This is a genomic window from Exiguobacterium sp. Leaf187 (assembly GCF_001423925.1).
Lineage (GTDB): Bacteria > Bacillota > Bacilli > Exiguobacteriales > Exiguobacteriaceae > Exiguobacterium_A > Exiguobacterium_A indicum.
Genome location: NZ_LMPR01000007.1, coordinates 46,939 through 54,411 on the forward strand (window position 1 = coordinate 46,939; position 7,473 = coordinate 54,411).

General features: G+C 48.9%; 10 protein-coding genes. 9 read left to right on the forward strand and 1 reads right to left on the reverse strand.

Translation table 11 applies throughout. From position 1 onward, the window contains the following. The first annotated feature begins 4 nt into the window (after positions 1-4). The 6 genes from ASF99_RS02325 to rpsI all read left to right on the forward strand — a co-directional run bounded on the left by ASF99_RS02325 (position 5) and on the right by rpsI (position 4,222). Complete coding sequence (locus tag ASF99_RS02325; RefSeq protein WP_023466650.1) at positions 5-835, forward strand: energy-coupling factor ABC transporter ATP-binding protein; 831 nt, start codon at positions 5-7, stop codon at positions 833-835. Beyond that, positions 823-1,677, forward strand: a complete 855-nt coding sequence (locus ASF99_RS02330) for an energy-coupling factor transporter ATPase (RefSeq protein WP_055966768.1) — start codon at positions 823-825, stop codon at positions 1,675-1,677. Before ASF99_RS02325 ends, ASF99_RS02330 begins: the two co-directional genes overlap by 13 nt. Further along, a complete protein-coding gene (locus ASF99_RS02335; RefSeq protein WP_035399348.1) occupies positions 1,674-2,465 on the forward strand; it encodes an energy-coupling factor transporter transmembrane component T family protein in 792 nt (263 codons plus the stop codon). Before ASF99_RS02330 ends, ASF99_RS02335 begins: the two co-directional genes overlap by 4 nt. Further along, positions 2,465-3,199, forward strand: coding sequence for a tRNA pseudouridine(38-40) synthase TruA (gene truA / locus ASF99_RS02340; protein WP_023466653.1), 735 nt, complete (start codon positions 2,465-2,467; stop codon positions 3,197-3,199). The genes ASF99_RS02335 and truA overlap by 1 nt, the downstream gene beginning before the upstream one ends. Before the next feature lie 168 nt (positions 3,200-3,367). After that, on the forward strand, positions 3,368-3,805 hold the full coding sequence (gene rplM / locus ASF99_RS02345) for a 50S ribosomal protein L13 (RefSeq protein WP_023466654.1): 438 nt from the start codon (positions 3,368-3,370) through the stop codon (positions 3,803-3,805). Between the two features lie 24 nt (positions 3,806-3,829). Further along, on the forward strand, positions 3,830-4,222 hold the full coding sequence (rpsI, locus tag ASF99_RS02350; protein ID WP_023466655.1) for a 30S ribosomal protein S9: 393 nt from the start codon (positions 3,830-3,832) through the stop codon (positions 4,220-4,222). Between the two features lie 93 nt (positions 4,223-4,315). On the opposite strand, the gene ASF99_RS02355 is transcribed toward rpsI, so the two are convergent. Beyond that, complete coding sequence (locus ASF99_RS02355) at positions 4,316-4,603, reverse strand: hypothetical protein (RefSeq protein WP_055966771.1); 288 nt, start codon at positions 4,601-4,603, stop codon at positions 4,316-4,318. Positions 4,604-4,699: 96 nt separating this feature from the next. Here ASF99_RS02355 and ASF99_RS02360 point away from each other — a divergent pair, with 96 nt between their 5' ends. From ASF99_RS02360 to ASF99_RS02370, 3 genes are all read left to right on the forward strand, one after another. Next, positions 4,700-5,350 (forward strand): M15 family metallopeptidase, encoded by a 651-nt coding sequence (locus ASF99_RS02360; protein WP_055966774.1) that lies wholly within the window; start codon positions 4,700-4,702, stop codon positions 5,348-5,350. A 144-nt stretch (positions 5,351-5,494) separates the two neighbouring features. Continuing rightward, positions 5,495-6,526 (forward strand): Mrp/NBP35 family ATP-binding protein, encoded by a 1,032-nt coding sequence (locus tag ASF99_RS02365; protein ID WP_023466657.1) that lies wholly within the window; start codon positions 5,495-5,497, stop codon positions 6,524-6,526. 2 nt (positions 6,527-6,528) lie between these two features. Next, positions 6,529-7,131 carry a KinB-signaling pathway activation protein gene (locus tag ASF99_RS02370; protein WP_055966777.1) on the forward strand — a complete coding sequence of 201 codons (603 nt, stop codon included), beginning with the start codon at positions 6,529-6,531 and terminating at the stop codon, positions 7,129-7,131. Positions 7,132-7,473 lie beyond the last annotated feature (342 nt).

Sequence of the window (7,473 nt, forward strand, 5' to 3'; positions counted from 1 at the left end):
GATCATGGACAAGCTGATTGAACTGGAACAGGTCACCTATCGGTATCCGGAACAGGAGCAAGCAGCCCTACAAGAAGTCTCTCTGACGATTCGTTCAGGTGAATGGGTCGCCATCGTTGGTCACAACGGCTCTGGAAAATCAACGCTGACGAAATTGTTTAATGGACTGTTGTTACCGGAGACAGGGACCGTTACGGTTGCTGAACGCTTTTCAAGTGCGAATCCGGAACAACTGTGGGAGATGCGTCGAGCAATCGGCATCGTCTTCCAAAATCCAGACAATCAATTCGTTGGCACGACCGTGCGCGACGACGTGGCATTTGCTCTAGAAAACTGGGGTGTGCCACGCGAGGAAATGGTTCGTCGTATCGACGACAGTCTAGCGCGCGTTGGCCTTACGGATTTTGTTGATCGGGAACCCCATCAACTATCCGGCGGACAGAAGCAGCGTGTCGCAATCGCTTCGGCGCTTGCGATGCGCCCTGATGTTCTCGTGCTCGATGAAGCCACATCGATGCTTGATCCATTAGCACGACAAGAGGTCATGTCGACCGTTCAGGAACTCCATGCGACCCACCCAATGGCGGTCATCGCGATTACACACGAATTAGACGAAGTATTACGGGCTAGTCGTGTCATCGTCATGGATGCCGGGAAAATCGTATTAGAAGGATCCCCTCAGGAAGTCTTTCGTCATGCATCGTTCTTAGAAGACATCGGACTCGATGTTCCATTCGTTGTTCGGGTACAAGAACGTTTACGGGCGCAAGGTCTCTCACTCGAGGAGACGATACTAGATGAAAGAGAATTGGTGAACCGTTTATGCCAATCTTAATCCAGGAATTAAATTATACGTATCAACTCAATAGTCCGTTCGAACGAGTCGCGCTACGTGATGTGAATCTTGAGATTCCGTCAGGGGCGCTTGTTGCGTTTGTAGGGCACACCGGATCCGGGAAATCGACGCTCGTGCAACACATCAATGGGTTGCTCAAGCCGACAGCGGGGAAGGTACAAGTCGATGACATCATCGTCGAACCGAAGAAAAAACAAGATCTCAAGCCATTAAGACGTCGCGTCGGGCTTGTTTTTCAATATCCGGAATATCAATTGTTCGAAGAGACGGTCTTAAAAGATGTCATGTTCGGTCCTATGAACTTCGGTCATGACGCCGCGACGGCTGAGCAATTAGCGAAAGAGGCATTACGGACTGTCGGACTCGATGAAGTCTTTTGGAGTCGTTCGCCGTTTGACCTGTCTGGTGGGCAAATGAGGCGTGTTGCAATTGCCGGCGTACTCGCTAGTCAACCAGACGTGTTGATCGTCGATGAGCCGACGGCAGGACTCGATCCGCAAGGACGCAAGCATATGCTGAGTCTATTTGCCCGGCTCCATGCAGAGACCGGTATGACGTTGCTCCTGATCACGCACGACATGGATCAGGTGCTTGAGTATGCCGAGCGCGTCATCGTCATGGAAAACGCTCAGGTGGCGTTTGACGGGCTACCGCTTGACCTGTTTAAAGAAGAGACATTGCTCGAGCAATTCCACCTCGATCTTCCGCACGTCTTATCGCTTGCTTGGCAAGTTGCTGATCGGCGTGGATTGCAACGACCGGACATCCGGACGGAGACCGAGTTGATCGAGTGGTTGATGACGAAAGGGGTGAGCGAATGATCGTCGGACAACATATTCCCGGTCAGTCGTACTTGCACCGGTCGTCGGCACTCGCGAAGATCATCTTTGCTTTCTGCTTCATTCCGCTCGTCTTTCTCGCGAACAACGCAGCAACGAATATTTTTTTACTTGTCTTTACGTTCTTAGCACTCATGAGTAGTCGCTTACCGCTTCGTTATGTTCTAAAAGGACTGCGACCGATTTTATTCCTGATCGTCTTTACGTTCGTCATCCAGCTATTCTTCACGCGCGAAGGGGCTGTACTCTTTGAGTTCGGCTGGCTTCGGATCTATGAAGAAGGACTGCGACTCGCGATCATCGTCTCATTGCGTTTCTTCTATCTTGTCTCGATCACGACACTCGTCACGCTGACGACCTCACCGATCGAATTGACAGATGCGATTGAGTTGTTGTTAAAGCCGTTCAAGGTCGTCCGTGTTCCAACGCATGAGATCGCGCTCATGTTATCGATCTCGCTTCGGTTCTTACCAACCTTAGCGGAGGAGACGGAGAAAATCATGAAGGCACAGCAAGCACGTGGTGTTGATTTATCGGCAGGACCAATCAAGGAACGTTTACGGGCGATCATTCCGTTATTGATTCCGTTGTTCATCTCCGCCTTTAAGCGGGCAGAGGATCTTGCGACAGCAATGGAAGCGCGGGGATACCGTGGAGGAGAGGGGCGGACACGCCTACGGGAATCCAAGTGGACGATGCGGGATACAGGTCTGATGATCCTACTCGTCCTCCTAACGATCAGTTTAGTAGGATTGCGAGGGATCGGTTAATGCGTCGTTTAAAATGTACGATTCAATATGACGGAACCGGCTACGCCGGGTATCAGGTGCAACCAAACGGATTGACGATTCAAGAAGTGATTGAAACGACGCTTGCGCGGATGCACAAACATCCCGTCAAGATCATCGGGTCGGGACGGACGGATGCGAGGGTGCATGCCTACGGGCAAGTCATTCATTTTGATACGGAACTAGCGATTCCCCCGGAGAACGTCGTCAAGGCACTGAATACGCTCTTACCAGCGGATATTCGTGTCCGGAGCTGCGAGGAGGTCGAACCGACCTTTGAAGCGCGTTACGACGTCGTAGGGAAGGAATACCGCTATTTCGTCCGCCGCGAAGAAAATGCGTTTCGTCGGAATCTATCGGTTCATATTCCGTATCCGCTCGATCTCGAGCGCATCCGTCAAGGGATGGCCCATCTCGTCGGGACGCACGACTTCAGTTCGTTCTGTGTTGCGAAGACGGAAACGGATAACCGGGTTCGGACGATTTACGAGGCAGAGTTGATGACGATCGGTGACGAACTCGTCTTTCGGTTCCAGGGCAGTGGGTTTCTCTATAATCAAATCCGGATCATGGTCGGGACATTACTTGACGTCGGACGCGGTCGTTTTGCACCAGAGGACATTAAAAAAATGTTGCTGGCAAAGGACCGGAACGTCGCAGGCGTGACGGCGCCTCCTCATGGACTCTATCTATGGGAAGTTTTCTATCCGGAGTGAAAAAAGGCAATTGACATTGGCTATTAAAAAACATACAATGTTTATTGGCATTTCATTTATTATGAAACCACAATCTTAGCCCCGTACACCTAAGATTATGATAGATTCACCTAGTGAATAAATGAAAAATCAAAAACAGAACTTTTAATTCCTTAGGAGGTATTTTACATGCGCACAACTTTCATGGCGAAAGCTACTGATGTAGAACGCAAATGGCTCCTTATCGACGCTGAAGGTAAAACACTCGGTCGCCTTGCGAGCGAAGTTTCATCACTTCTCCGTGGTAAGCACAAGCCTACGTTCACACCACACGTTGACTGTGGGGATAACGTTATCCTCATCAACGTTGAGAAAATCGTTTTAACTGGTAACAAACTCGACAAAAAAGTCTACTACCGTCACTCTGGTCATCCAGGCGGCTTAAAGCAGACTGTTGCACGCGATATGCTTGCTAACAAACCTGAGCGCATGCTTGAACTCGCGATCAAAGGGATGCTTCCAAAAGGTAGCCTCGGTCGTCAAATGTTCAACAAACTCCACGTCTACGCTGGAGCTGCACACAAGCACGAAGCACAACAACCAGAAGTTTACGAACTTCGCGGTTAATACGAATTTAGGAGGAACTACACGATGGCAGATGTACGTTACTACGGCACTGGTCGCCGGAAACACGCGGCAGCGCGCGTTTTCCTCGTTGCTGGAGACGGTAAAGTCACAGTTAACGGTCGCGATATCAGCGAATACTTCGGTTATGAGACATTGATCATGACTGCAAAAGAACCACTCGTAATCACAGAAACAGAAGGCAAGTACGATGTAATCGTAACGGTCAAAGGCGGCGGCTTCACTGGTCAAGCAGGCGCTATCCGTCACGGTATCTCACGTGCTCTTCTTCAAGCGGATCCAGAATTCCGCGGCGCACTCAAAGCGAAAGGCTTCTTGACTCGTGATGCTCGTATGAAAGAGCGTAAAAAATACGGTCTTAAAGCAGCTCGTCGTGCACCACAATTCTCGAAACGTTAATTCTTTTCGAATCCCTCTCACCCTTGTGGTGGGAGGTTTTTTTGTGCATTGAAAAATCGCTCTCCTGACGAAGTGTCAGAACAGCGATTCAAGTCAAGACGACGGAGTGGAGCGTAATCGGTGCAATATCGTCAGAAGAAGATAGAGGATGACGATCGTCAGCGGGATGCTCCAAATAAAGAGAGATTGTATGAATTGGGTAGGTGTATGTGTCGTCGCTTGACCGACATGTCCCATAAAAGAGGTTTCTTCACTCAAGACGGTTGCATTGTCCGGTAACTCCGTCTTGGTAGCTACGGTCGGTTGCAGCGTCAGATACAGGATGAAGCCAAGGTGTAAGAGACAGGTGACGCCAAGCGTCCAAATAAAGCGTTTTTTCATAGGATGCTCCTTTTGATATGAGTTAAAATCATTCTGCATTCCATAAGTATAGCGGATTTTGTTTTCGGGAACAGGAGACAAAGGGAGTGAGCATAGATGGCATTATCGATCAACTGGTTACTCGAGCGAGCGAATCGGAAGTTGAATGCTTCGGGACTGTCGCGAGAAGTCGCCAAACGGACGCAAGAGGTCATCCGGGAGATGCATGCGCAAGGGATTTATGTCGGCGTCGCACAAGGGTACCGATCCATCGCAGAACAGAATCGGTTGTACGCACAGGGACGGACACTACCGGGACCAATCGTAACGAATGCACGCGGGGGACAATCGAATCATAACCGCGGCATTGCCGTCGACCTCTTTCAATATTCCAAAGACGGTACACAAGCGCTGTTTCGAAACGACCAAAGCTTTCAAAAGATTGTTGCTGCGATGAAACGACGTGGCTTTTCTTGGGGTGGGGACTGGACGAGCTTTAAGGACTATCCACACTTTGAATTACTAGGAGTGTCTGAAGAAACGCCGAATCGCTCTCGTGATATCGTTCCGTATCCAGGTCGTCCGTTGTATCAAGGTGCAGCCAATATGAATCCGCGGGATATCGAACGGATCCAACGTGCAGTCAAAGCAACCGTGACTCGGCGCTTTGATGCAGAGACGGCTCAGAAGGTGCGTGCCTATCAAACACGTCAAGGACTTGATGTCGATGGTGTCGTGGGTCCTCGTACATGGAACCGAATGTTCTAAAACGAGTGAATGATCGAGAGAAATGATGAAAACCGACACTGGACATGGAAAAGTCATCCTTTCCGGTGTCGAAATGTGCAAGCGCTCTCTTATTTTTGTTATACTAATAAGGATTAAATCGAACGTTTTCAGGGGGAAGGCACTATGTTGAATGAACAAGAAATTCGCGAGGTAGTCGGAACGCTCGTCGATCCGACGATTGACCGCCCGCTTGCAGATACGAACGGCATTCGTGACGTCCGGATTAAAGGTGATTATGTCAGTCTGAAAATTGCTTTAGCTCAATCTGGTTCTGGGGAGCAACTCGTGCTCCAACAGCAAATCGTCAAGGAACTAAAAGAAAAAGGATTCAAGACGGTGGGACTTCGTTTTGAAGCACTTGGTGATCACGGGATTCAAGCAGCTACGACACCGTCGATCCTCAAACCAGAATCTGGTACGACGTTCATCGCGATCGCTTCTGGTAAAGGGGGCGTCGGGAAATCAACGGTTTCCGTTAACTTAGCAGTCGCCCTCGCGCGAGCAGGGAAGAAAGTCGGGTTGATTGATGCCGATATCTACGGCTTTAGTGTTCCAGACATGATGGGAATCGAAACACGTCCGACTGTCGTCAACGACCGAATCGTTCCACCAGAACGCTTTGGCGTTAAGGTGATCTCAATGGGCTTCTTCGTCGAAGATAATGCACCAGTCATCTGGCGGGGACCAATGCTTGGGAAGATGCTCAACAACTTCTTCGCAGACGTCGAATGGGGCGATCTCGATTACTTGTTGCTTGATCTTCCGCCGGGGACAGGGGATGTCGCGCTCGACATTCATTCGATGCTCCCAAGTTGTCAGGAAGTCATCGTCACGACACCTCACGCAACAGCCGCTTTCGTTGCAGCACGAGCAGGAGCAATGGCGATCAAGACGAACCATCGTCTCCTCGGAATCGTCGAGAACATGGCGTACTTTGAAAGCAAAGTGACAGGCGAAAAAGAATATGTCTTCGGTAGTGGTGGCGGAGAGAGGTTGTCAGAAGCGTTAAAAACCGATATTCTAGCTAAGATTCCACTTGGACAACCATATGCGAACGATGCGGACTTCGCCCCATCGATCTATCGCGATGAACATCCATTTGAGACGTACTATAATGAACTCGCCACGCGTGTCATCGAAAAAGTAGAGGGATAAGAATGAAGATTAAAGGATTTTTGAAGCTGTTTTGGATGACGCTCCTAATCGGAACGCTCGCCGGCTTCGTGTTTAACTTGGTAGCGGAACCTGGATATATCCGAAATCAATCGATTAGCGGATATGTGACGGCTTTCTCCTACAGTAGTACGTGGACAGCCATCAGTTTGATGGGATTCTTCTCGTACTTGATCTTACATCGCGTCGGACTCGATTTATTCCGCGGCGCAAAGCTTTGGAATCGTGTCCAGGTCGTCTTGATCGCATTTGCACTATTTGATGGTGTCTACCTACGCGGATTAGCATATGGCTTTGATAAGACGAGCCTTTATATTGGTGAAATGGTCGTCTTGCTGTTAATAGCGTTCTTAGTCGCGCGGACGAAAGCACGGGAAACGAACTTTACAGCGTTCATTCCGACATTGTTCCTCATGACAGTCATCACGTTGATCGAATGGGTACCTGCTTTGCAGGCAACACAAGATAAGCGGATGTTATGGGCGGCGCTTGCGACACTTTTAATCTGTAATGCGTATCAGATTCTAATGCTGCATCGCTTGCAAGAAAAGCCCGCTTCTCAAGGACAATCTCAAAAACAGGCGTAACGAAAAAGACCCGCGAACGGGTAGTGTTTTACCGGTTCAAGCGGGTCTATCTTTTTTCTAAAGTTTTTTTAGAAAAACAGTTGACGAAAAAAACAAGAGTTGATATATTAATACATGTCGCTGAGGCACACGCCAAACGCGAGCGTCACAGACGAAAAAAACTTCAAAAAAGTAATTGACATTACATATTACTTTACTGTAAGATTTAAAAGTCGTCAAATGACATATTGGACTTTGAAAACTGAACGATGAGGCAAAAATCGTATTCTACGGAATACAAAAAACGAATGAAGCGCAAGCTTCGTCAATCGTGACTTCGGTCACAACAACGAGCAAGTCAAA